22 protein-coding genes are annotated in these 22585 nt (G+C 69.1%); 14 read left to right on the top strand and 8 right to left on the bottom strand.

The window, feature by feature from the left end; all coding sequences use genetic code 11:
• Positions 1-78 precede the first annotated feature (78 nt).
• The gene (locus BMW26_RS05035) at positions 79-1941 is read right to left on the bottom strand and encodes a phosphoenolpyruvate carboxykinase (GTP) (protein WP_072590945.1); all 1863 of its coding nucleotides are present in this window, start codon (positions 1939-1941) and stop codon (positions 79-81) included.
• A gap of 109 nt (positions 1942-2050) precedes the next feature.
• Here BMW26_RS05035 and BMW26_RS05030 point away from each other — a divergent pair, with 109 nt between their 5' ends.
• Positions 2051-3493, top strand: coding sequence for an XRE family transcriptional regulator (locus BMW26_RS05030; protein ID WP_056277833.1), 1443 nt, complete (start codon positions 2051-2053; stop codon positions 3491-3493).
• Between the two features lie 19 nt (positions 3494-3512).
• On the opposite strand, the gene BMW26_RS05025 is transcribed toward BMW26_RS05030, so the two are convergent.
• Positions 3513-4574 carry a winged helix DNA-binding domain-containing protein gene (locus BMW26_RS05025; RefSeq protein ID WP_072592231.1) on the bottom strand — a complete coding sequence of 354 codons (1062 nt, stop codon included), beginning with the start codon at positions 4572-4574 and terminating at the stop codon, positions 3513-3515.
• Positions 4575-4610: 36 nt separating this feature from the next.
• On the bottom strand, positions 4611-6059 hold the full coding sequence (locus BMW26_RS05020; RefSeq protein WP_072590944.1) for a glyceraldehyde-3-phosphate dehydrogenase: 1449 nt from the start codon (positions 6057-6059) through the stop codon (positions 4611-4613).
• Between the two features lie 204 nt (positions 6060-6263).
• Here BMW26_RS05020 and BMW26_RS05015 point away from each other — a divergent pair, with 204 nt between their 5' ends.
• Entirely contained in the window at positions 6264-6635 is a 372-nt protein-coding gene (locus BMW26_RS05015; RefSeq protein WP_072590943.1) for a DMT family transporter, read from the top strand.
• On the top strand, positions 6632-6955 hold the full coding sequence (locus BMW26_RS05010; protein WP_072590942.1) for a DMT family transporter: 324 nt from the start codon (positions 6632-6634) through the stop codon (positions 6953-6955). The genes BMW26_RS05015 and BMW26_RS05010 overlap by 4 nt, the downstream gene beginning before the upstream one ends.
• A 7-nt stretch (positions 6956-6962) precedes the next feature.
• Here BMW26_RS05010 and BMW26_RS05005 read toward each other — a convergent pair whose 3' ends face one another.
• Positions 6963-7511: a hypothetical protein gene (locus tag BMW26_RS05005; protein ID WP_072590941.1), complete on the bottom strand. Its 549-nt coding sequence runs from the start codon at positions 7509-7511 to the stop codon at positions 6963-6965.
• A gap of 66 nt (positions 7512-7577) precedes the next feature.
• Between BMW26_RS05005 and BMW26_RS05000 the strand changes: the two genes are divergently transcribed.
• Together BMW26_RS05000 and BMW26_RS04995 are read left to right on the top strand one after the other, a co-directional pair.
• The gene (locus BMW26_RS05000; protein ID WP_072590940.1) at positions 7578-8162 is read left to right on the top strand and encodes a TetR/AcrR family transcriptional regulator; all 585 of its coding nucleotides are present in this window, start codon (positions 7578-7580) and stop codon (positions 8160-8162) included.
• A 160-nt stretch (positions 8163-8322) separates the two neighbouring features.
• The gene (locus tag BMW26_RS04995) at positions 8323-10302 is read left to right on the top strand and encodes a primary-amine oxidase (protein ID WP_072590939.1); all 1980 of its coding nucleotides are present in this window, start codon (positions 8323-8325) and stop codon (positions 10300-10302) included.
• 79 nt (positions 10303-10381) lie between these two features.
• On the opposite strand, the gene murQ is transcribed toward BMW26_RS04995, so the two are convergent.
• Positions 10382-11317, bottom strand: coding sequence for an N-acetylmuramic acid 6-phosphate etherase (gene murQ / locus BMW26_RS04990; RefSeq protein WP_056277815.1), 936 nt, complete (start codon positions 11315-11317; stop codon positions 10382-10384).
• The gene (locus tag BMW26_RS04985; protein WP_072590938.1) at positions 11307-12257 is read right to left on the bottom strand and encodes a BadF/BadG/BcrA/BcrD ATPase family protein; all 951 of its coding nucleotides are present in this window, start codon (positions 12255-12257) and stop codon (positions 11307-11309) included. The genes murQ and BMW26_RS04985 overlap by 11 nt, the downstream gene beginning before the upstream one ends.
• Before the next feature lie 79 nt (positions 12258-12336).
• Between BMW26_RS04985 and BMW26_RS04980 the strand changes: the two genes are divergently transcribed.
• Positions 12337-13191: a MurR/RpiR family transcriptional regulator gene (locus tag BMW26_RS04980; RefSeq protein ID WP_072590937.1), complete on the top strand. Its 855-nt coding sequence runs from the start codon at positions 12337-12339 to the stop codon at positions 13189-13191.
• Positions 13192-13201: 10 nt separating this feature from the next.
• Here BMW26_RS04980 and BMW26_RS04975 read toward each other — a convergent pair whose 3' ends face one another.
• Positions 13202-14344 carry a DUF998 domain-containing protein gene (locus BMW26_RS04975; RefSeq protein WP_072590936.1) on the bottom strand — a complete coding sequence of 381 codons (1143 nt, stop codon included), beginning with the start codon at positions 14342-14344 and terminating at the stop codon, positions 13202-13204.
• 112 nt (positions 14345-14456) lie between these two features.
• Here BMW26_RS04975 and BMW26_RS04970 point away from each other — a divergent pair, with 112 nt between their 5' ends.
• Positions 14457-15413, top strand: a complete 957-nt coding sequence (locus tag BMW26_RS04970; protein WP_053095460.1) for a helix-turn-helix domain-containing protein — start codon at positions 14457-14459, stop codon at positions 15411-15413.
• A 25-nt stretch (positions 15414-15438) separates the two neighbouring features.
• Here BMW26_RS04970 and BMW26_RS04965 read toward each other — a convergent pair whose 3' ends face one another.
• On the bottom strand, positions 15439-15831 hold the full coding sequence (locus BMW26_RS04965) for a hypothetical protein (RefSeq protein WP_053095459.1): 393 nt from the start codon (positions 15829-15831) through the stop codon (positions 15439-15441).
• 218 nt (positions 15832-16049) lie between these two features.
• Here BMW26_RS04965 and BMW26_RS04960 point away from each other — a divergent pair, with 218 nt between their 5' ends.
• The 7 genes from BMW26_RS04960 to BMW26_RS04930 all read left to right on the top strand — a co-directional run bounded on the left by BMW26_RS04960 (position 16050) and on the right by BMW26_RS04930 (position 22545).
• Entirely contained in the window at positions 16050-16841 is a 792-nt protein-coding gene (locus BMW26_RS04960; RefSeq protein WP_072590935.1) for a MoaF C-terminal domain-containing protein, read from the top strand.
• A gap of 31 nt (positions 16842-16872) precedes the next feature.
• Positions 16873-17262, top strand: a complete 390-nt coding sequence (locus BMW26_RS04955) for a nuclear transport factor 2 family protein (protein ID WP_072590934.1) — start codon at positions 16873-16875, stop codon at positions 17260-17262.
• 36 nt (positions 17263-17298) lie between these two features.
• Positions 17299-18468, top strand: a complete 1170-nt coding sequence (locus tag BMW26_RS04950) for an ABC transporter substrate-binding protein (protein WP_072590933.1) — start codon at positions 17299-17301, stop codon at positions 18466-18468.
• A gap of 72 nt (positions 18469-18540) precedes the next feature.
• Complete coding sequence (locus BMW26_RS04945; RefSeq protein ID WP_053095455.1) at positions 18541-19401, top strand: ABC transporter permease subunit; 861 nt, start codon at positions 18541-18543, stop codon at positions 19399-19401.
• Positions 19388-21160, top strand: a complete 1773-nt coding sequence (locus tag BMW26_RS04940; protein WP_072590932.1) for a branched-chain amino acid ABC transporter ATP-binding protein/permease — start codon at positions 19388-19390, stop codon at positions 21158-21160. Before BMW26_RS04945 ends, BMW26_RS04940 begins: the two co-directional genes overlap by 14 nt.
• Positions 21157-21849, top strand: a complete 693-nt coding sequence (locus tag BMW26_RS04935; RefSeq protein WP_053095453.1) for an ABC transporter ATP-binding protein — start codon at positions 21157-21159, stop codon at positions 21847-21849. Before BMW26_RS04940 ends, BMW26_RS04935 begins: the two co-directional genes overlap by 4 nt.
• 45 nt (positions 21850-21894) lie before the next feature.
• Positions 21895-22545 (top strand): HAD-IA family hydrolase, encoded by a 651-nt coding sequence (locus tag BMW26_RS04930; RefSeq protein WP_072590931.1) that lies wholly within the window; start codon positions 21895-21897, stop codon positions 22543-22545.
• The last annotated feature ends 40 nt before the right edge of the window (positions 22546-22585 follow it).

Here is a 22585-nt window from a genome sequence, read left to right as displayed (position 1 = left end):
CTCTGACGTCCCGCCTTCGCGGGTCTGGGGCCACGGGGGCCGTGGAGCGCCGGCTCCCCCGAACCGGCGCCCGGTCTGTCACGCCTTGTCGAGGCGGTAGCGCAGCGAGGCGAGCTCGGCCCGGAGGGCGGCGGGGACCTTGTCGCCGAAGGTGTCGTAGAACTCCTCGGTGAGGTCGGCCTCGGTCTTCCAGGCGTCGGTGTCGATCGAGAAGAGCTCCTCGAGGTCGGCCTCGGGCACGTCGATGCCGTCGAGATTGAGGTCCTCGATCAGCGGCAGGCGACCGATCGGGCTGTCGACCGTCGAGACCTCGCCGGAGACGCGACGGATGATCCAGTCGACGACTCGCGAGTTGTCGCCGAATCCGGGCCACAGGAAGCGGCCGTCCTCGCCACGACGGAACCAGTTCACCTGGAAGATGCGCGGTGCGCGGTCGAACCGGAGACCACGGCCGACCTTCAGCCAGTGACCGAAGTAGTCGGCCATGTTGTAGCCGCAGAACGGGAGCATGGCGAACGGATCGCGACGCAGCTCGCCGACCTTGCCCTCGGCGGCCGCGGTGCGCTCGGACGAGATGTTGGAGCCGAGGAACACGCCGTGGGTCCAGTCGGTGGCCTCGACGACGAGCGGCACATTGGTCGCCCGACGTCCGCCGAAGAGGATCACGTCGAGCGGCACCGCCTCCTCCCAGTCCTCCGAGATCTGCGGGCACTGCGCGGCCGAGACCGTGAAGCGCGAGTTCGGGTGCGCGGCGGGGCGGCCGGAGTCCGGCGTCCAGTCGTTGCCCTCCCAGTCCGTGAGGTGGGCGGGCGCCTGATCGGTCAGCCCCTCCCACCAGACGTCTCCGTCGGGCCGGAGCGCGACGTTCGTGAAGATCGTGTTGCCCCAGAGGGTCTCGACCGCCGTGACGTTCGTCGACTCGCCCGTGCCCGGCGCGACGCCGAAGAATCCGGCTTCCGGGTTGATCGCCCAGAGGCGGCCGTCTTCACCGGGACGGATCCACGCGATGTCGTCGCCGAGCGTCTCGACGCGCCATCCCGGGATGGTCGGGCGCAGCATCGCGAGGTTCGTCTTGCCGCACGCGGAGGGGAACGCCGCAGCCACGTGGTACGCCTTGCCCGTGGGATCGATCACCCGGATGAGCAGCATGTGCTCGGCGAGCCAGCCCTCGTCGCGGGCGATGACCGAGGCGATGCGCAGGGCGAAGCACTTCTTCGCGAGGATCGCGTTGCCGCCGTAGCCCGAGCCGAAGGAGTAGACCTCGAGCGTCTCGGGGAAGTGCACGATGTACTTGTCGTCGTTGCAGGGCCACTCGACGTCGGGCTCTCCCGCAGCGAGCGGCGCGCCGACGGAGTGCACGGTCTTGACCCACGGAGCGCCGTCGGCGATCTGGCGGGTGACCGCATCGCCGACGCGCGTCATGATGCCGATCGACGCGACAGCGTAGGCGCTGTCGGTGACCTGGACGCCGATGTGCGAGAGCGGTCCCCCGACGGGCCCCATCGAGAAGGGCACGACGAACATCGTGCGGCCTCGCATGGATCCCTCGAAGATCTCGGTCATCTTCTCGCGCATCTGCGCAGGAGGAGCCCAGTTGTTGGTCGGGCCGGCATCCTCTTCACTCTCGGACGAGATGTAGGTGCGGCCCTCCGTGCGTGCGACGTCGCTGGGGTGCGAGCGGGCGAGGTACGAGCCGGGACGCCACTCGGGGTTCAGCTTGATCAGCTTGCCCTCGTCGACGAGCCCGCGCAGCAGCCAGTCGTTCTCGGCACGCGAGCCGTCGACCCAGTGGATCGAGGCCGGCTGCGTGAGCGCCGCGATCTCATCGACCCAGGCGGCGAGCTCTGCCATCGCAGGGGTGTCATACGTCGGAGCCGTCCCGAAGGTGCGCACAGGTGCGACAGATGATGCTCGGGGGGTGAAGACTTCGGCGATCGCCATGACTACTCCTTTGAAGTGAGGGGCGTTTGTTCCATCTTCTTCCGGTTCGTGCACGACTTTCTGCCATTCCGGGCGATAAGAATCGCGCTTCTTTCGCTAGTATCAAGGAATGGCTCCTTCCGGCATCCACCTCGCGACTCTCGGCCACCGCATCAGGCACCACCGCCTCGAGAAGGGCTTCACGCTCGATGAGCTGGGCGCACTCGTCGGCGTCGCCGGTTCGCAGCTGAGCCTGATCGAGAACGGCAAGCGCGAACCGAAGCTCTCGCTGCTGCAGGCCATCGCGCTGGCGACGGGCACCGAGGTCACCGACCTCATCTCGGGCGAGCCGCCGAACCGTCGCGCCGCTCTCGAGATCGAACTCGAACGCGCCCAGGAGAGCCCGGTGTTCCGGCAGCTCGGCATCGCCCCCGTGCGCGTCACGAAGGGGATGAGCGACGAGACGATCGAGTCGCTTCTGGGCCTTCATCGCGAACTCCAGCGACGCGAACGAGAGGCGATCGCCACGCCCGAAGAGGCCAGACGAGCGAACACCGAGCTGCGTCTGCGGATGCGCGAGCAGAACAACTACCTCGCGGACATCGAGAGACTCGCTGAGAAGCAGCTGCGGTCCGCCGGGCACGTGCAGGGCGCGCTGACGCACCGCACCGTGAGCATCATGGCCGACAAGCTCGGCTTCGAACTGATCTACGTCAACGATCTGCCGCACTCGACCCGCTCGGTCACCGACCTCGAGAACGGGCGCATCTACCTGCCGCCCGCATCGATCCCCGGGGGTCACGGCCTGCGGTCCATGGCACTGCAGGCGATGGCGCACCGACTGCTCGGCCACACCCCGCCCACCGACTACGCCGACTTCCTGCAGCAGCGGCTCGAGATCAACTACTTCGCCGCCGCGTGCCTGATGCCCGAGACGGCGTCCGTCGCCTTCCTGCAGCAGGCGAAGAAGGATCGCAACCTCGCGGTCGAAGACTTCCGCGACGCATTCGGCGTGACCCACGAAGCGGCCGGAATGCGCATGACGAACCTCCTCACCCAGCACCTGGGCATGTCACTGCACTTCCTCCGTGTCGACGCCACCGGTGCGATCACGAGGGTCTACGAGAACGACGACCTCCCCCTGCCGATGGACGTCACGGGCGCTGTCGAGGGCCAGCGGGTGTGCCGGAAGTTCCAGGCGCGCGCGGCGTTCACGCAGCAGAACCGCACGAACGAACACCACCAGTACACCGACACACCCTCCGGCACCTTCTGGTGCTCGACGCAGACCGGCGCCTCGACCGACGGCGAGTTCTCGATCACGGTGGGCGTTCCCTTCGACGACGCGCGCTGGTGGCGTGGGCGCGAGACCGCCGACCGCGCGGTCTCGACCTGCCCGGATGAGGCGTGCTGCCGCCGCCCCTCGGCCGACCTCACCGAACGGTGGAACGGGAAGGCCTGGCCGAGCGCCCGCGTGCACACCCACATGTTCTCGCCGCTCCCCCGTGGCGCGTTCCCCGGCGTCGATGACAACGAGGTCTACAACTTCCTCGGACGCCACGCGAGCGAGTGATTCGCACCGACTCGGCGACTCAAACGTCGAGGAAGCGCGTGAACCGAGCGAGCGCCGCCCGCACCGCCTCGTCGTCGACCGGCCGCGAATCGGGCACTGACTCGAAGAGCTCCGGCGGAGAACCGAGCGAGGCGCTCGCGTGCGTCCAGCATCCGATCACCCGGCCGTCGGCGACGAGCGTCGCCCGCACCATGCCGTTCTTGCCCGGCCCGACGAGAGCGAGATGCTCAGGGGCGCAGACGTCCGTGCGGTCGGCGTAGGAGATGTAGTACTCGTCGAAGGCTCCGAGCGCCAGCACCGCCGGGGCACTCGATGACCGCCGCGGACGAGCGACGCCGACGAACACACCCTCGTCGACCTCGACCACGCGCGCCGCCGCGTGATCCCGCGCCTCGCGCGCCTGCCCCAGCGTGAGGCCGGACCACCAGGCGAAGTCCGCGACGCCGGCCGGACCGTGCCCGTCGATGTAGCGCACGAAGAGCTCGGCGAGCGGATCTTCGGGCGCCGCATGCTCGCTGATGTGCTGCTCGACGAGCACGAAGCGCTGCTCCCGGCTCACACCATCGCGCGCGACGACCTGACCCTGGCAGATCAGCCCGTCGAGCGTGAGCTCGCTCAGCAGATGGATGCCGCGCTGCCCGGCAGGATCGATGCCGATACCGGCGAACACCTCGAACATCTCGGCCCGCGTGAGTCCTCCGTCGCGCAGACGCGGCACCGCCGCCGCCACGACCGCGGCGACCATCGACGCATCGATCCCGAGATCGCGACGCCTGCCCGCCGCCTGCTGACGCTGCCGCGCGGCGGTCACCGAGAGCACCCAGCGCAGGTCACGCGCCGGGATGATGTGCAGCGTGCCGCGCATGGTCCACGCGCGCACCAGGTCGCCCCGGGCGAAGGCCCGGTCGACCGCGCGGAGCGGCGGCTCGCCACGTGTGCGCGAAGCCAGGACCCACCGTCCGGCGGTGAAGTCCTGGCTCTGCACCGCGAGCATGTGCGACGCGGCATCCGTCACCGTGCGCGCCGGAGCGCTGAGACGATGCGAGCGGAGCCGCTCGGCGCGCAGAGTCGCGGTCTTCATGCCCTCATCATGCCGCGCACGACCGACATCGCGCACTCACCCGTGCAGCGTCACCTCGCGACGTTCCGGCAGCACGATGGGGTGCGAGCCCGCCATGACCTCGAGCACGCGGATCACCTGGCAGGAGTAGCCGTACTCGTTGTCGTACCAGACGTACAGCACGACGTCGCGGTCGTTCGCGATGGTGGCGAGGCCGTCGACGATGCCCGCGCGATGCGAGCCGACGAAGTCCGTCGAGACGACCTCGGGGCTCTCGACGTAGTCGATCTGCTGGCGCAGCTTCGAGTGCAGCGAGACGCGGCGCAGGTAGTCGTTGAGCTCGTCCTTGACCGCCGGACGCTCGAGGCTGAGGTGCAGCACGGCCAGCGAGACGTCGGGGGTCGGCACGCGGATCGCAGAGCCGGTGAGCTTGCCCTCGAGCTCGGGCAGCGCGCGCGCGACGGCCTTGGCCGCCCCCGTCTCGGTGATCACCATGTTGAGCACGGCCGAGCGGCCGCGACGATCGCCGCTGTGGAAGTTGTCGATCAGGTTCTGGTCGTTGGTGAACGAGTGCACGGTCTCGACGTGCCCGCGCACGATCCCGTACGCCTCGTCGATCGCCTTGAGCACGGGGGTGATGGCGTTCGTCGTGCAGGAGGCGGCGGTGATGATGCGGTCGTCCGCCTCGATCGTGTCGTCGTTGATCCCGTGCACGATGTTCTTCAGCGCGCCCTTGCCGGGTGCGGTGAGCAGCACGCGAGCGACGCCGGTCGATTCCAGGTGCCGGCTGAGTCCTGCGTCGTCGCGCCAGCGTCCCGTGTTGTCGACGACGATCGCGTCGTGGATGCCGTACGCCGTGTAATCGATCGTCGAGGGGTCGTCCGAATAGATCACCTGGATGCGGGTGCCGTTCGCGATGATCTGGTCGGCGTCCTCATCGACCGTCACGGAGCCTGCGAAGCGGCCGTGCACCGAGTCGCGCAGCAGCAGCGACGCGCGCTTGACGAGATCGTTCTCCGAACCGCGGCGCACGACGATGGCCCGCAGGCGCAGACCGCTGCCACCCCCGTTGTGCGCGACGAGGATGCGGGCGAGCAGCCGCCCGATGCGACCGAAGCCGTACAGCACGACGTCGGTGGGCGCTGCCGCGACCGCACCCATCGCCGGCGCGAGCACCTCGGCCAGGTACGCGTCGAGGGGCAAGTCACTGTCGGCGTGGCCCGCGGCGAGGCGCGCGAGGTCGAGCGACGACGCACCGGGTGCGAGTTCGTGTACCGCCTCGAGCACCCCGAGGGTCTCGTCGAGCGGGAGCTGTTCATGCCCGAGCTGCGCCACCCTGTCGTGCACCTCGACGATGCCGGTGGCCGAGAGGCCGAGAAGTCGGTGCCCGTGGAGGGACGTGACCACGTCGCGTTCGCGCTTGAGAGCGCCGATGAGCGGGATCATCCGCTCGGCCAGCTCTTCTCTCGCCGTCCAGTCGTCATGGGGTGCGGCGGTTACGTTCATCTGCGTCCTTGCATGTGTGAGCGCGCCGAGGTCGCCGGCGCGCGAGATTGCCGGGTGAGCTTCGGGGGATGCGTCCAGGGTACGCGCCGCGCGGCAGGGTTCTGAAATCGCGGCCTGTCGCCCGTCGTTCACCCACACGACAGGGAATCCTGCGACCATCCGACGCGTTGTCCCCCGGGCACGCCCCGCGTCGAAAGGCTCCATATGACCGCCCCCTCCCGCCCGGCCGCGTGGCCACCGCTGCTGATCGCGATCGTCCTCGAGGTGTCGGCCACCCTGTCGCTGCGGGCCGCCGAGGGTTTCACCCATCCGCTGTGGCTGATCCCCGTCGTGATCGGCTACACCGGCTCGCTCTGGCTGCTGTCGATCGTGCTGGATCGAGGGATGCCCGTGGGTGTGGCCTACGGCATCTGGGCCGCGATCGGCGTCGTCCTCACCGCGATCATGGGCACGGTGCTCTTCGGCGAGATGCTCGGAACCGTGCAGATCATCGGGATCGGCGCGATCGTGGTCGGTGTGCTGCTCGTCGAGCTCGGGTCGCACCCGCGCGAGGCGTCCGCGGAGGTCGGAGCATGACCTGGCTGCTCCTCGCCCTCGCGATCGCGAGCGAGGTCACCGCGACCCTCAGCCTGCGCGCGTCCGAAGGCCTCCGTCGCCGGAGGTGGATCCCCGTGATCGTCATCGGCTATCTCGCCGCGTTCACACTGCTCGGCACGATCCTCGCCATGGGCATGCCGGTGGGCGTCGCCTACGGAGTATGGTCAGCGGCCGGCGTCGCGATCACGGCGATCCTGGGCCGAGTGATCTTCAAGGATCACTTCTCAGTCATGATGGCGATCGGCGTCGCACTGATCACCCTGGGCGTCGTGCTGATCGAGTTCGGCGGCGCGCACTGACGTGACCTCAGAACCCCACGCACATCACGGTGACTCCCGCCGCCATCGCCCACGACTCCACCGCGAGCAGGCGGGCGGTCCGCCCCTGATGCACGGGCACGAGCACCCACTCGGAGACGACCGTCCAGAGCACCACGCCGATGACTCCGGCTATCACGAGCACCGAGAGGAGTCCGTCGAGCCCATGCCCGCCGTGGCCGCCTGACTCGACCACCGACTGCGTCGCCCCACGCCAGTCACCCGCCGACAGGCTCTCGAAAGAGCAGATCGCCATGACGAGGGAGACCAGCGCGCGGTGGCAGCAGGTCGCAGCCGCCGGGGTGCCCCGCACGCCGGCCGTGCCCAGCATCGCGGAGACGATGAGGACGAGTCCGGTCACCAGCCCGATCAGCGGATCACCGCCGCTCACTGCGATGACGAGCATCGCCGCCGCCATGATCAGCGCGCTCTGCCGCCCCTGCCACGGCACGGCCCGCCAGGCAGCCACGCACGCCGCGGCCGAGACGACGGCGGCGAGCGCCATCAGCCACGGTGCTGCGGGGAGGAGGTGATCCACACTCGCATCATATTGATCAACTGCTCAAAATAGCGATACCCGCGGTGGATGCGTCAGGATGGGCATGTGCCCCGCGTCGTAGACCACGATGAGCGCCGCCGGCAGATCGCCGAGGCGCTGCTCGCCGTGGCCGCGCGCGACGGCCATGAGGCGGTGTCGTCTCGTGCCGTGGCCAAGGAGCTCGGTGTCGCGACAGGCTCGCTCTGGCACTACTTCGACGGGTTCGACGACGTGATCCGCGCCGCAGCGACCATCGTGACCCACCGCACCGATGAACGGATCGCCGCGGCCACGGATGGACTCAGTGGACTCGCACGCCTCGACGCGCTGATGCATGAAGTGCTCCCCATCGACGACCGCACGCGCACCGAGGCCTACGTCGTCGTCGGGTTCTGGGGGCGCATCGCGACTCTCGCGCCCGCGCCGAACGCAGGGGCACCCACGGTCGCGACCTGGCAGGAGGGCATCCGTGACGCCCTCGATCAGGCGATCACCGACGGCGAGCTGTCACCGTCGACTCCGACCGGCGCCGTGATGGAGTTGCTGCGCTCGATCACCTACGGACAGCAGGTCATCGAGGTCACCGAGCCGCAGGAGGCCTCAGCGCACCTCGCGGTGTACGACAGCATCCTCGCCCCCTGGCGCAGCTGAGCACACCGCGCTCCCCTGCCGTTCGCCGATGCCGCCACGTCCGGCCGCCGCCCGAGCCCCTCGGAATCCTCGTCCGTCGCTCTTGTGCGCCTCGTCGCGCCGTCGTACCATCGACCCAATCCGTTTATTGAGCGAACGCTCGAAATAGTGAGGTACGCCGATGTCCCACCCCCAGCCCGTCACCATCGACAGGATCGCCGCGCCGCACCCGCTCGACCCCCTCACCGGCGAGGAGATCGCGGCGGCCCGAGCCGTGCTCGAGTCCGCCGGACTGCTCGGCGAGACCGTCCGCGTGCCGATGTTGCTGCCGGATGAGCCCACCAAGGAGGAGCTCGCCGCATGGACGCCGGGCGCCCCCATCGATCGCCGCATCGATGCGACTCTGCTCGACACGGCGACCGGCGTCGCGAGCGAAGTCGTCGTCTCGATCACCCGAGGCGAGGTGCTGCGTGCCGAGCGGGTCCCCAACGATGCGCCGCCTTACGGCCAGCCCCAGTACCTCTTCGAGGAGTACGAGCGCGCTGAGGCGATCGCTAAGGCGTCACCGGAGTGGCAGTCGGCGATGACGCGCCGAGGACTCGCCGCGCACATGACCCTCGCGTTCTGCGGACCGCTCGCACCCGGGTACACCGGCCGCGCCGATGAGGTGGGCCGCCGGGTCATCCGCTCTCTCACCTTCCTCAAATACGACGAGCACGACTCCCCCTGGGCGCATCCCGTCGAAGGGCTGGTCGTGCACATCGACCTCACGACGAACAGCGTGATCCGCATCGACGACGAGGGCGACGTGCCGGTGCCGGCGGGCCACGGAAACTACTACCCCGAGGTGCAGGGCGCCGCGCGCACCTCGCTCAAGCCGATCGAGATCACGCAGCCGGAAGGCCCCAGCTTCGCCGTCAGCGGCTCGCTCGTCGAGTGGGAGAACTGGTCGATGCGGGTGAGCTTCAACGCCCGCGAGGGTCTCGTGCTGCACGACGTCAGGTTCGACGGACGGTCGGTGCTCAGTCGGGCGAGCGTGCCCGAGATGGTCGTGCCCTACGGCGACACCGCACCCGGGCGCTTCTGGATCAGCTACTTCGACGCCGGCGAGTACCTTCTCGGCAAGAACGCGAACCACCTCGAGCTCGGCTGCGACTGCCTGGGGGTGATCCGCTACCTCGACGGCTATGTCGCCGACGACCACGGCCATCCGGTGCGCATCCCGAACGTGGTGTGCATGCACGAGGAGGACTACGGCATCCTCTGGAAGCACACCGACCTCGCCGGCCGCTCGGACGTGCGCCGCTCGCGCCGCTTCGTGGTGTCGTACTTCTCGACGATCGGCAACTACGACTACGGGTTCTACTGGCACTTCTCCCTCGACGGCTCGATCGAGGTCGTCGCCAAGGCCACGGGGATCGTGTTCGCCGGCGCCGGCGAACCCGGCGTGCGGCAGAAGCACGCCACCGAGCTCGCGCCGGGCGTCTTCGCGCCGGTGCACCAGCACCTGTTCTGCGCACGGCTCGATGTCGCCGTCGACGGCGAGGAGAACCGTCTGGTCGAGATCGACGCGCAGCGCATCCCGATGGGGCCGGACAACCCGTTCGGCAACGCCTTCACGTGGTCGGAGACTCCGTTGCTCTCCGAGGGCGGGGCGCAGCGGGAGGCGGACACCTCGGTCGCGCGCGCGTGGGAGGTGCAGAGCACCACTCGGACGAACCACGTCGGCCGCCCCACGGCCTATCACCTGATCCCGGAGCCCACCGCTCTGCTGATGGCCGACCCCGCGTCATCCGTCGCCGCGCGTGCGGCGTTCGCGACCAAGCATCTCTGGGCCACCCGCCATGAACACGGGCAGATCTGGCCGGCCGGCCGGTATCCGAACGCGCACCAGGGAGGCTCCGGCCTGCCGGAGTACTCGGCGGGCGACCGTTCGCTCGACGGCGAGGACATCGTGCTGTGGCACACCTTCGGACTCACGCACTTCCCCCGCCCCGAGGACTGGCCGATCATGCCGGTCGACTATGCCGGATTCTGGTTCAAGCCGAACGGCTTCCTCGATCAGAACCCCGCGATGGATGTTCCCGAGTCGTCTCAGGCGCACGTCACCGAGGACGCCGGATGCTGCGGAGGTGGCGAAGGCTGCACCTGCTCCCATTGAGCCGCGGCGTCGGCCTCGGCGGTCGACGCCGCGTCGTCATCGGGAACGCCCTGGCGGAAGCACGCGGCGAAGGTACCCCTCACGACAGTGCGGCGATCGCGACACGGAGGATGCCGTCGGCGCTGTCGAGCGCGTGGGCCGAGGCTTCTGCGGACGCCCCCGTGGCGACCATCAGGATCGCGAGCTTGACCGATCCCCCCGCCGCATCCAGGGCGGCGGAAGCCTGGTCGACCTCTGCGCCGGTGAGCTCCGTCACGGTGCGGATCGAGCGCGCGCGCAGCTTCTCGTTCGTCGCCTGAAGATCGACCATCACGCCGTGATAGGTCTTGCCGAGCTTGATCATCGACAGCGTGGTGAGCATGTTCACGACGAGCTTCTGGGCTGTTCCCGACTTCAGACGCGTCGATCCCGAGATGAACTCGGGCCCCGTGACCACCTCGATCGCGATCTCGGCGACCGCACCGATCTCGGATGCCGGATTCGAGGCGATCGCCACGGTGAGCGCGCCGACTCCCCGAGCGAACTCCAGACCGCCGACGACGTACGGGGTGCGACCCGACGCCGAGATCCCGACGACGGCGTCGCGCTCGGTGAGGCCGAGCTCGCGCAGCGAGGCCGCTGCCGCCGCGTCGTCGTCCTCGGCATTCTCGACCGCCGACCGGATGGCCGTCTCGCCTCCGGCGATCAGCCCCACCACCATCGAGGGGTCGGTGCCGAAGGTCGGCGGGCATTCGCTCGCGTCGAGAACTCCGACGCGGCCTGCGGTGCCCGCCCCGAGATAGATGAGTCGTCCGCCGGCGCGGAAGCGGGCGGTGATGCCGTCGACCGCCGCGGCGATCTCCGCACTCCGCTCGCCGACGGCCGCCGGCACACGATGATCTTCCGCGTTCATGCGCCGCACGAGCTCATCGGTGTCGAGCAGATCGAGGTCGCCGCGATCGGTCGTCGACGCCTCGGTGCCGAGCGTCGAGAGGACGTCGAGGAGCGCGGTCAGTCTGGCGTGTTCATTCGGCACGATGCACGAACCTTTCGTGGGGAAGATCGGTGCGCTCCGCGAGCAGGAGCGCACCGTCGAGGGCATCGCCGGAGGAGACGACGACCGTGCGGTCAGCGGCGCGGAGCGCCTGGGCGAGCGACGAGCGGAACCAGACGTGGTCGGTGAGCCCTCCGTGCAGGGCGACCTCGCGACTGCTCGAGGACGCCGCGATCGCCGACGCGACGAGCAGGCGGATGCCCTCGGCGGCGATGTCCGCGGAGACGGCGTCGCCGCTCTGCGCCGCATCGAGGAGCAGCGGCGCCAGAGTCGCGAGACGGCGAGGCACCGGCCCGTCCATGGAGATCCAGGCGGGAGCCGCGGCGGGCTCGCCGATCGTCGCCGCGACCGCATCGGTGAGCACGGTCTCGACCGCGAGCCCGACCGAGGCGCGCAGGACGGCACGCAGCGCCTCGCGCCCGAACCAGGATCCGCTGCCGAGGTCTCCCAGCTCGGGACCCCACCCGTCGACCAGCGTCGCCACCTCGCCGTCGAGGCCGAGGGCCGCAGCGCCCGTTCCGGCGATCAGCAGTACGCCCGCACCGCCCCCGAGCGCTCCGGCATGAGCGGACACCACGTCGGAGGTCACCGCGACGGGCACATGAAAGGCATCGGCGAGGACGGCGGCGAGCTCTGATGCGGCCTCGGGGGCGGCCCAGGCTCCGGCCGCACCCACCGAGACCACGGAGATCTGTGCATCGAGATGATCTCTCATCGGCAGAATCGCGGCGAGAGCTGCGTCGACGCCGCCTGCGGCCGCGAGCCCGGGAGCCCCGATCCCGTCGTACACGGGACGCCGGGGCACTCGACGCTCATCGGCGGCAGAGACGACGCCAGAGTCGACGCCGGATGATTCGGCGATCACGGCCCGGCAGCGCGACTTGCCGAGGTCGACGGCGACGAGAGCATGCGAAGAGGGCATGGAAATAGTCTACGCACGAGCATCCGATCATGAAAGAATTGTTCACACGCCCGAAATCCGCCTCTGACGCAGGAGAGCCATGAGCATCCAGACGACGATCGCCTCGGCCGCCGAGAAGCTGCCGCCGTCGCTGGCCCGCATCGCTCGGACGATCGCCGACGATCCCACCATCGTCGTCGACAGCACGATCACCGAGATCGCGGCGAGGTGCGACACGTCGGTCGCCTCTGTCGTCCGCTTCTGCCGCACCATCGGCGTGAACGGCTACGCCGCGCTGCGGATGGCGCTGGCCACAGAGCTCGGTCGCGAATCCGTGCAGTTCCCCGCGGCATCCGGTTTCGGATCCGAGATCTCCGCGGCCGACACCCTGCGGGAGGCGACCGCGAAGGTCGCCGCACTCGAGCTGCTGGCCATCGAGGAGACCGTCGCGAACCTCGACTACGACCAGCTCGCGGCCGCGGTCGAGGCGATCGACGACGCCGACCGCGTCCTGCTCTTCGGGATCGGCGCGAGCGGACAGGCGGCTGCGGATCTCGGCCGCAAGCTGCTCCGCATCGGACATGCGGCGATCGTCCTGACGGACGCGCACGAGGCGAGCGCCGCCGCATCGCTCGGAGCGAGGAAGACCGTGGCGATCGGGTTCTCCCACTCGGGAACGACCCGCGAGACCGTGCACTTCCTCCAGACGGCACGGGCTGCATCCGGCACCACGATCGGCGTCACGGGTGGGCCGGCCTCGCCGCTCGCCGAGAACTGCGACCACGCCCTGCTCACGCGGGCGCGTGAGCCTCGCCTCCGCGCGGGCGCGATGGTGAGCCGCATCGCGCAGCTCGCACTGGTGGACTGCCTGTTCGTCGGCGTCGCCCAGCGCCGGCACGCGCACACCATCCATGCGCTGCAGCGCACGGCGGATGCCACGCAGCCGCTGCGCTGAGGACCGACGCTCAGGCCGGGGTCGGACCGGGCAGCTGCCCCGCGTGCACGGACCCGGCGGGGTGCGCTGATGCGGCGGGGTGCACCGATCCTGCGGTCCGGAGGAACACGATGATCCAGCTGAAGATCAGCACCGCCGCGATCAGCTCGACCGCCGTGAGGTTGTAGTAGCCGACGGCGAAGAACACGCCGAGCAGCACGATCACGAGCACGTAGATCCACCCGAGCACCACGAACACCCGTGGGATCGTGCGCACGAACCAGGGCAGCCCGACGACGATCACTGCGAACGCGACGGTCATCCCGGTGGCGACGGTGTTGTGCACGAGGAAGAACTCGTCGACCGGGAAGATCCCGACGCACGCGAGGAAGATCCCGATCAGGATCAGCCCGCCTCGCACCACGCGCCGTCCGCGACGATCGACGTGGTCGTCGACCGGCAGCCCCGCCGTGGCATAGCGGGCGATCGTCGTCACCAGGACCCCGGCGATGATCAACGTCGCGTTGAAGGCCAGAGACGCGCTGTTGCTGCTCATCCCCAGCGCCGACAGGTTGTCCTGCCACCAGTGCACATCGCTGGAGGCGAGCATCGCCGCGAAGGCGCCCACCACGAGGAAGACCGCCAGGACGAGGGAGAGCACCATCGGCGTGAGCGCCACCGCGCTCAGGAAAGTCACATAGGCGGTGAGGGCGAACGCGACGGCCACCAGGATCGCCCCGGGGAAGGCGAACACCGGGGCGTCGGTGAAGCTGCGATCGAGCAGTTCGGCGATTCCGAGCCATCCGAGGTACGCGATCGCGGCGTGCGCGAAGGCGATGGCGGCCAGGTCGTACCAGCGCAGCCGATCCCCGGGGACGCTGAATCCGTCGCGGGTGCCGTCCGGCGCGACCGCCGCCGGTCGCACGACGAGACGCCCGAGCGCGAACGCCAGGACGGCGGTGATCGCGCCGCCGTAGGCGGCGAACGCGCCGATCGAGCCGGTGCCGCTGATCGCCATCTCCTGACCCCAGAAGACCGGCCACCCGATGGCGAAGCCGAGCACGAAGAACACCGCCCCGACTATGAGCGCGGTGGCCTCGAAGACCGCATCCGCTGTGTCGGGTCCGCGCAGCTGACGCAGGACCTGCATGACCTTCTCGCCGAGATATCGCATCACTGGCCTCCGCCCACATCATAGAAGCCTCGCCCTCCGGACCGCGCCGGTGATAGCATCACGGCACGGATCGTATACAACGTCGTCGTTCCACCACCCGAGGTGATCAGTCATGAACGGTGCACTCGCCGCCCCCGCCGAATCGGTGTCGACGCTCGTCGCGCGCAACATCAGCGAGTTCCGGGCCGCCGTCTCGGAGTCCTTCGTGCCGCTCCAGGTGTCGACGGCCGGGCCCGACCACTTCCGCGGGATCATCCGCGGCGCCTCGGTCGACGAGGTGCACGTCAACGAGGTGCGCGCCACCTCGCACGTCGTCGAGCGGACACCCGAGCTCATCGCACGCAGCGACCGGTCGTACTTCAAGCTGAGCCTCATGCTCGCCGGCACCGGGATGCTGATCCAGGACGACCGGGAGGCCGTGCTCCAGGCCGGCGATCTCGCCGTCTACGACACCGACCGCCCGTACTCGCTGGTCTTCGACGACGACTTCCGCACGATGGTCGTGATGTTCCCCAAGCACCTGATCAGCCTGCCCTCCGACATGATCGGCCAGCTCACCGCGGTGCGCATCTCGGGTCAGGGTGGCCTCGGCGGAATGGTCGTGCCGTATCTGACGCAGCTCGCAGGCAACCTCGACCAGCTCGCCGGCACGACAGGGGCACGACTGGCGCACAGCGCGCTCGACCTCGTCACGACGGTGTTCACCCGCGAGCTGGGCCTCGACGAGGTGTCGGCCGACCCTCATCGCGCGCTCGTGCAGCGCATCCGCTCGTACATCGACCGCAACCTCGCCTCGACGGATCTCGGACCCGCGACCATCGCATCGGCGCACTTCATCTCGACCCGTCACCTGCACGGCCTGTTCCAGGAGCAGGGCGTGACGGTGTCGACCTGGATCCGCACCCGCCGCCTCGAGCAGTGCCGTCGCGATCTGCTCGACCCGATGCTCGCCGACCGGCCCGTCGCCGCGATCGCGGCCCGATGGGGCTTCGTGGATGCGGCGCACTTCAGCCGCGCGTTCAAGTCGGCGTTCGGCATCTCCCCCAGCGAGTACCGCGCGGCGCACTGAGCGCAGCGCAGCGGGAGAACGTCCGTCAGGGGACGTAGACCGGCGGCGCGAACATCGTGCCGCCGTACAGCATCTGCACGGCGACGAAGCCCGGCAGAGACACGGCCGCCACGAGCGCAAGCGCGAGCATCGCACTGAGAAGCACCCCGCGGCGTCCTCCGTCCCGGACGGCGAAGAAGGCGCCGATCGCGATCAGGGCGTGGAGCACCAGCACGGGCACGAGGCCGATGGTGAACCCCCAGCCCTCCATCGTCGACCCTGCGGAGACGGCCTTCGACTGCTCGCTGAACTCCTCCTCGTACGACATCCCGCACCAGACCCACGCGACGGCGAAGAACAGGAGAGCGAAGAAGACGGATGCCGTCCAGGCGACCGCCTTGACCGCCGGCGAGAGGGCGGCCCGGGGTTCTGTTCGCATGACTCATCCTGACACCCGCCCGGAGCCGCGCCGCTGACGCCACGGCGGATTCCCAGGCCCGTCCTTGCTCTGCAGGGCACGCCGGTTGACTGTCGGCGCGCGATGGCGCCGCTTCACTTGAGCGGATGCCAGGGCGAGCCGGAGCATGAGGCAAGCACACCGCGAGGATGCGGTGCCCGGGGCGAGGACGCTCCGCCGCATGCGACGTCAGGACTCCCATGACCGCTCCCGTCACGACCGATCCCGCACTCGACGAATGGCGCACGTACGACGAGTTCGCCGCCGGGATCGACACCTTCCGACTGCCGAACGCCTCGCTGTCGGGCACCGCGCTGACGCTCACGCTCGACGATGGCTCCGCGCTGGCGCTGACGTTCGATGCGGTCGCTGTCACCTGGTCAGGACTCGGCGAGTCGGGCACCGACCCGTACGACGCCGTCGCAGTGCGCGACGACGTCATCTTCGTGAACATCCCGCTCGAGAGCCGTGAACGCGAAGCGATCACCGTCGTCTATTCGACCTCGACCCACCGGGCCACCGTCGTGCGATCACGCATCGCGGCCGAGGCTGTCGAGGGCACACCACAGGTCGGTCAGGACTTCTGGGCGGCGACGACCGATGCCGGTCCCGCGACGGGCGAGGTGCCGGGGCCGAGCCGAGACCTCATCGGCAAGCGCAACATCTATCGGTACAGCCCGCACCACCTCTACGAGCACGTCTACATCTCGAGCCGGCGCTACGCCTGGCAGTGCCTCGAGGGCGTGCAGCGGGGCCACGGCGACATGGACCTGTCGACCGTCTGGAAGTTCGCCGACGGCCTCTACCTCTTCTGCTTCCGGGAGTTCCGCATCGCGGTCGCGAGCGTCTGGCTGCACGACCTCGGCTACCAGCTCATGACGACGGGGATCTTCCTCGGCCTCACCGGCGACGGCGCCGCGGAGCACTCCCGCGGCGGCGGTCACATCTATCCGCTCGGGTCCGTCGACTACCCCGACGCCCAGCCCGTCTGACCCTGCGACGAGATCCAGGAGAGGACCTCCCATGAGCAACGCCGACATCATCGCAGCGCACTACGCGGCCAGCGACCGCGGCGACCTCGACGGCATGCTGGCGCCGCTCGCCGACGACGTGAGCTGGACCGAGGCCGCCGGTTTCCCGTACGCCGGCACGTACATCGGGCCGGATGCGGTCGCGGCAGGCGTCTTCCAGCGCATCCAGGACGAGTGGGACGACTACACGGTCGCGATCGACGAGGTCATCGACGGCGGGGACGTGGTCGTCGGCATCGGCACCTACTCGGGCACGTACCGCGCGACCGGCCGATTCTTCGCGGCACGTGTCGCGCATGTCTGGCGCCTGGCCGATCACCGGGTCGTCGCGTTCGAGCAGTTCACCGACACCGAACTGGTCAACCGCGCGCTGCGCGACTGACCGCAGCACGACAAGCACACGAGAGGCAGGAATCACATGAACAAGCGAGTATCCGGCACTGCGGCGCTCATCGCCGTGGCAGCCCTCACTCTGGCAGGTTGCGCCGGCGGAGACGGCAGCGGAGGTGGCGGCGACGCCCCGATCGTCGTCGGCTCCGTGAACACGATCAGCGGTCCGGCGACGTTCCCCGAGGCGTCGCAGGCGGCGGCCGCGGTGTTCGACGCCTTCAACGAGGCCGGAGGCCTCGACGGACGCACCATCGAGTACAAGACCCTCGACGACAAGGGCGACCCGGCCACAGCCACCGCGTCAGCCCGAGAGCTCGTCGGCAGCGACGGGGCCGTCGCGCTGGTCGGATCAGCGAGCCTGATCGAGTGCGAGATCAACGCGAAGTACTACGAGCAGGAGGAGATCCTCTCGCTGCCCGGCATCGGAGTCGATACCGGCTGCTTCGCGAGCGACAACATCTCCCCCGCCAACGTCGGTCCGTTCAACGACATGACCCTCACGCTGCAGTACGGCTCGGAGGTGCTCGGACTCGACGACATCTGCATCCTGCTGGAGATCGCAGGATCCACCCGACCCACCTACCAGGCGGCGATCGACAAGTGGACCGAGATCACGGGCAAGGAGCCGAAGTACGTCGACGACACCGTGCCGTACGGCGCCTCGGACTATACGCCCTACATCGTGAAGGCCCGCGAACAGGGCTGTAAGGCGCTCGCGATCAACCCCGTCGAGCCCGACGCGATCGGCCAGGTCAAGGCCGCGAACGCGCAGGGCTGGGATGACGTGACCTGGCTCTATCTGACGAGCGTCTACAGCGAGAACTTCGCGGATGCGATCGATGACGCCGGGGCCGGCATCTACGTGCCCGCCGAGTTCTACCCATTCACGGACGACGACGAGATCAACACCGACTGGCGGGAGCTGATGGAGGCCAACGACATCCCCCTCACCTCATTCAGCCAGGGCGGATACCTCGCCGCGACCTACTTCATCGAGGTGCTCGAGGGCATGGACGGCGACATCACCCGCGAGACGGTCACCGAGGCACTGCGCGGAATGGATCCCATCGAGAACCCCATGGTCGGAACGCCCTACGCCTTCGGCACGCAGAACACCGCGGGATGGCCGATCATCCTCGAATCCGGCACGAACGCCTGGGAGAAGGTCGCCGACGACTGGCTCCGCATCGGCGAGTAGCCGCCCTTCACCTGCCGCCGAGCGCATTCTCGGCGGCAGGTCCTCTCCCCCTCACACCAGAAAGGACGCCTCATGCTGCAAGGCGCCATCGCCGGTCTCGCCGCCGGCGGTCTCTATGCGGTCCTCGGAGTGTGCCTGACCCTGATGTCGCGCCTCGTGCGGGTCGTCAACTTCGCCCAGGCCGCGACCGGGATGTTCGGTGCCTTCAGCGCCGTGTGGTTCGTCAGCGAACTGGGGGTGCCGATCTGGCTCGGCTCCGTGCTCGGCGTCGTCGTCGGCGGGGCGCTCTCCGCCACCATCGGGTGGATCGCCGCGACCTGGCTCTCCGAGGCCTCCACCACCACTCGCTCGGCGATGACCGTCGGTCCGCTTCTCCTGCTCATCTCGATGTCGTTCATCCTGTTCGGCAACAAACCGCAGCCGTTCACCCCGATCATCGCGGGCCCCGCCTTCTCGTTCGGGGGCGTGGTGATCAGCCAGGTCACCGTCGCCACCGTCGCCATGGCGGTCGTCACGGCGGTCGTGGTGCGGATCGTGCTGCGCCGGACGAGAGTGGGCACGCAGCTGCGCGCGCTCTCCGAGCGCCCCACCACCGCCGAGCTGCTCGGCATCCGTTCCCGTCCGCTCTCCATCGCGGTGTGGTTCGTGACCGGTGTGATCAGCGCGATCGCCATCATGATCGTGGCGCCGTCGCAGTCGAACGACGCGACCAGCCTCGCGATGCTCATCGTCCCCGCCGCAGCCGCTGCGCTGCTCGGCGGCTTCCGCCGTCTCGACCTCGCCGTCGTCGGCGGAGTCGTACTGGGCGTTCTGGGAGGGCTCGTCGCGCAGATCGACGAGGTCGCGCTCGTGCGCAATTTCCTCCCGTTCCTGTTCATCGTCGTCCTGCTCCTGTGGACGCAGCGCAAGGAGGTGTGGGATGCCGCTCGCTGACCGTCCCTGGTTCCGTCTGTCCTGGCCCCTCGCCGTCGCCGCCGCGGCGGTCGGACTGGGTGCCATTCTGAGCGCGGCGCTTCCGGGCTACTTCGTGTTCCTCGCGATCAGCGCAGTCGTCGCGGCCATCGCGATCCTGGGACTGGGCATCGTCACGGGCTCCGCCGGCATGATCGCGCTGTGCCAGCTCACGTTCGCCGCCGTGGGCGCCTGGATCGTCTCGCTGCTCAACGTCATGCAGGCGCCGGGCGGCTTCGTCGTCTGGCTTCTCCTCGGCGGCATTGCCGCCGGTCTTGTGGGCATCCTCGTCGGGCTCCCCGCGCTGCGGCTGCGCGGCGTGAATCTCGCCGTCGTCACGCTCGGCTTCGCTGCGGCGGCGGATGTCACCCTCGTGCAGATCCAGTTCCCCGGGTCCGCCGACGGCACGGCTGTCGAGCGCCCGACGCTGTTCTCGAACGATCGCGAGTTCTTCTTCCTCTCGGTCGTGGTGCTCGCCGTCTGCGCGCTGGGAGTCTTCTTCCTGCAGCGCGGACGGTGGGGCTCGAGCTGGAAGGCGGTCGCCTTCTCGGAACGCGGCACCGCGGCTGCAGGGCAGAGCGTGCAGAGCGCCAAGCTCACCGCGTTCGCCGTCTCGGCTGCGCTGGGAGGCATCGCCGGAGGACTCCTCGCCGGCCAGGTGCAGCTTCCGTTCGCATCGAGCTTCACCCCGCTTCAGTCGCTGGCGCTCTATGTCCTCGCCGTCATGTCGGGGGCCCATCTGATCGACATGGCGATCCTCGGCGGCATCCTCTGGGTGCTCGTGCCCGAGCTGCTGAAGCGCTGGGGCGTGCCGCAGGACTGGGCGTTCGTGGTCTTCGGCGTGCTGGGCGTGCAGGCGCTCACCAGCGGGACCAACCTCGGTCAGGGCATCCGCAATCTCATCTGGAAGCGCGCGGATCGCAGGACCGCCTCGGCGAAGCTGACCGCGCTGCCTCCCGATGCGGATGCCGAGGATCGGGCGATCACGACAACGACCACCGCGACGGTCGATGAGCGCGCGCTCGACGGTGCACCGGTGCTCACTGTCGACGGACTCACGGTGCAGTTCGGTGCTCTCACAGCGTTGGACGATGTGTCGTTCCAGGTGCCGGCGGCGTCGATCATGGGCCTGATCGGTCCGAACGGCGCAGGCAAGTCGACGTTCGTCGATGCGATCAGCGGGTTCCTGCCGAAGCACGGCGGTCGAGTACTGCTCGGAGATCGCGATCTGGCCGGCCTGTCTCCGACGCGTCGCGCCCGGCTCGGGCTGCGCAGGACCTTCCAGCAGGACAGGGTTCCGCCGTCGCTCACGGTCGGCGCGTACGTGAGGTTCGTCGCTCGACGTCGACTCGCCGCATCCGACATCGATGAGGTTCTCGAGTTCTTCGGATGCCCGCCGGCGGGTGCGCGCCTGTCGAGCGTCGACGTCGGCACCCGGCGACTCGTCGAGGTCGCGGCGAACGTGATCTCTCGTCCGCGGCTGCTGATCCTCGACGAGCCCGCGGCCGGCCTGTCGCACGATGAGCACCTGGCTCTCGCCGCGCGTCTGCGCGAGCTGCCGGCCCGGTTCGGCGTGGCATTGATCATCATCGAGCACGACCTCGATCTCGTGCGCTCGGTGTGCCCGACGCTGACTGTGCTCGACTTCGGTCGAGTGCTCGCGAGCGGTCCGCAGGCCGAGGTGCTCGCGAACCCGGAGGTCGTGAAGGCGTACATGGGAGAGACGGAGCTGCTGAAGTGAGCGAACTGGTGCTGGACGGGGTGACGGTCAGCCGGGGCGCGGGGCCGGTGATCTCGGATGTGTCGCTGACCGTGCGCGGTGGCGAGGTGCTGGCGCTCGTCGGACCGAACGGGGCCGGCAAGACCAGTCTGATCGAATCGGTGTCGGGGGTGACCCCGCACTCCGCGGGATCGATGATGCTCGACGGCGAGCCGCTCGACAAGCTGTCCCGGGTGTCGAGAGCGCGGCGCGGCATCGTGCACATCGAGCAGGGGCGAGCGGTGTTCCCGTCGCTGACCGTGCGCGAGAACATCTCGCTCACCGCGCGGACGCCTGCGGAACAGGATGCGGCGCTCGCGCAGTTCCCTGAGCTCGAGAAGCGCATCGACTCCCCCACCGCGCTGCTGTCGGGTGGCGAGCAGCAGATGGTGGTGCTGGCACGTGCCTTCGCCGCGAAGCCGCGGATCCTGTTGATCGATGAGATGTCGCTCGGTCTCGCGCCTGTCGTGTTCATGAGGCTCATGCCGATCGTGAAGTCGATTGCCGAGTCGGGCGTCGGGGTGCTGCTCGTGGAGCAGTTCACGCAGCTCGCGCTGGGCCTCGCTCGCGAGGCCGTGGTGGTGGCCGGCGGCCGCGTCTCCTTCCAGGGCACCGCCGAGGCGTTGAAGGAGGATTCGCAGCTGCTGCACCGCGCGTACCTCGGTGGGTAGCGCCGTCAGGTCGGGCTTCAGATGCTGCGGCAGTAGCCTGAGGGGATGACCGAGACCATCAGCGCCCGCGCCGTCCTGCTCGACATGGACGGCACTCTCGTCGATTCGACGGCTGTCGTGGAACGGCTCTGGCTGGCGTGGGCCGAGCCCCACGGAATCGCTCCCGAGACTGTCTTGAGCGTCGTGCACGGCCGGCAGGGGCATCAGAGCATGGCGATCATGCTGCCGGAGCGCGACCACGAGATCAACATCCGCGAGAACGCGGTGATGCTCGCGAACGAGAGCAAGGATGTCGATGGCGTCATCCCGATCGAGGGTGCGGATGCCCTGCTCGCCGCACTGCTCCCCTACCCCCACGCGATCGTCACCTCGGCCGACGTGACGCTGATGAACGCGCGGATGGGCCAGGCCGGCCTGACCGTGCCCGCACTGACGGTCACGGCCGAGAACGTGTCGGCCTCCAAGCCCGACCCCGAGGGCTTCCTGCTGGGTGCGGAGCTGCTCGGCGTCGACCCCGCCGACTGCGTGGTGTTCGAGGACTCGGGCGCCGGCATCCAGGCCGCGCATGCTGCGGGGATGCGGGTCATCGGCGTGGGCGCGCACGCGACGTCTCATCAGCCGACCTTCCATGTCGATGACCTCTCCCAGGTGGCCGTGATTCCGACGGCGGACGGTTTCGAGCTCGCGATTCGCTGATGCGGTGATGCGCTGATGCGCTGCTGTGGTGCCGTGGTGC

It is taken from the genome of Microbacterium sp. 1.5R (assembly GCF_001889265.1).
GTDB lineage: Bacteria > Actinomycetota > Actinomycetes > Actinomycetales > Microbacteriaceae > Microbacterium.
The sequence above is the reverse complement of the archived record's forward strand: the minus strand, read 5'-3'. Positions and strand labels throughout refer to the sequence as shown.

Coding starts and splice junctions, on each gene's coding strand:
- BMW26_RS04980 (WP_072590937.1), top strand. CDS start 12,337: ATGAGCATCCAGACGACGATCGCCTCGGCCGCCGAGAAGCTGCCGCCG.
- BMW26_RS04955 (WP_072590934.1), top strand. CDS start 16,873: ATGAGCAACGCCGACATCATCGCAGCGCACTACGCGGCCAGCGACCGC.
- BMW26_RS05010 (WP_072590942.1), top strand. CDS start 6,632: ATGACCTGGCTGCTCCTCGCCCTCGCGATCGCGAGCGAGGTCACCGCG.
- BMW26_RS04930 (WP_072590931.1), top strand. CDS start 21,895: ATGACCGAGACCATCAGCGCCCGCGCCGTCCTGCTCGACATGGACGGC.
- BMW26_RS04985 (WP_072590938.1), bottom strand. CDS start 12,257: ATGCCCTCTTCGCATGCTCTCGTCGCCGTCGACCTCGGCAAGTCGCGC.
- BMW26_RS04960 (WP_072590935.1), top strand. CDS start 16,050: ATGACCGCTCCCGTCACGACCGATCCCGCACTCGACGAATGGCGCACG.
- BMW26_RS05025 (WP_072592231.1), bottom strand. CDS start 4,574: ATGAAGACCGCGACTCTGCGCGCCGAGCGGCTCCGCTCGCATCGTCTC.
- BMW26_RS05030 (WP_056277833.1), top strand. CDS start 2,051: ATGGCTCCTTCCGGCATCCACCTCGCGACTCTCGGCCACCGCATCAGG.
- BMW26_RS04950 (WP_072590933.1), top strand. CDS start 17,299: ATGAACAAGCGAGTATCCGGCACTGCGGCGCTCATCGCCGTGGCAGCC.
- BMW26_RS05015 (WP_072590943.1), top strand. CDS start 6,264: ATGACCGCCCCCTCCCGCCCGGCCGCGTGGCCACCGCTGCTGATCGCG.
- BMW26_RS04975 (WP_072590936.1), bottom strand. CDS start 14,344: ATGCGATATCTCGGCGAGAAGGTCATGCAGGTCCTGCGTCAGCTGCGC.
- BMW26_RS05035 (WP_072590945.1), bottom strand. CDS start 1,941: ATGGCGATCGCCGAAGTCTTCACCCCCCGAGCATCATCTGTCGCACCT.
- BMW26_RS04965 (WP_053095459.1), bottom strand. CDS start 15,831: ATGCGAACAGAACCCCGGGCCGCCCTCTCGCCGGCGGTCAAGGCGGTC.
- BMW26_RS05020 (WP_072590944.1), bottom strand. CDS start 6,059: ATGAACGTAACCGCCGCACCCCATGACGACTGGACGGCGAGAGAAGAG.
- BMW26_RS04995 (WP_072590939.1), top strand. CDS start 8,323: ATGTCCCACCCCCAGCCCGTCACCATCGACAGGATCGCCGCGCCGCAC.
- BMW26_RS04940 (WP_072590932.1), top strand. CDS start 19,388: ATGCCGCTCGCTGACCGTCCCTGGTTCCGTCTGTCCTGGCCCCTCGCC.
- BMW26_RS04945 (WP_053095455.1), top strand. CDS start 18,541: ATGCTGCAAGGCGCCATCGCCGGTCTCGCCGCCGGCGGTCTCTATGCG.
- BMW26_RS04970 (WP_053095460.1), top strand. CDS start 14,457: ATGAACGGTGCACTCGCCGCCCCCGCCGAATCGGTGTCGACGCTCGTC.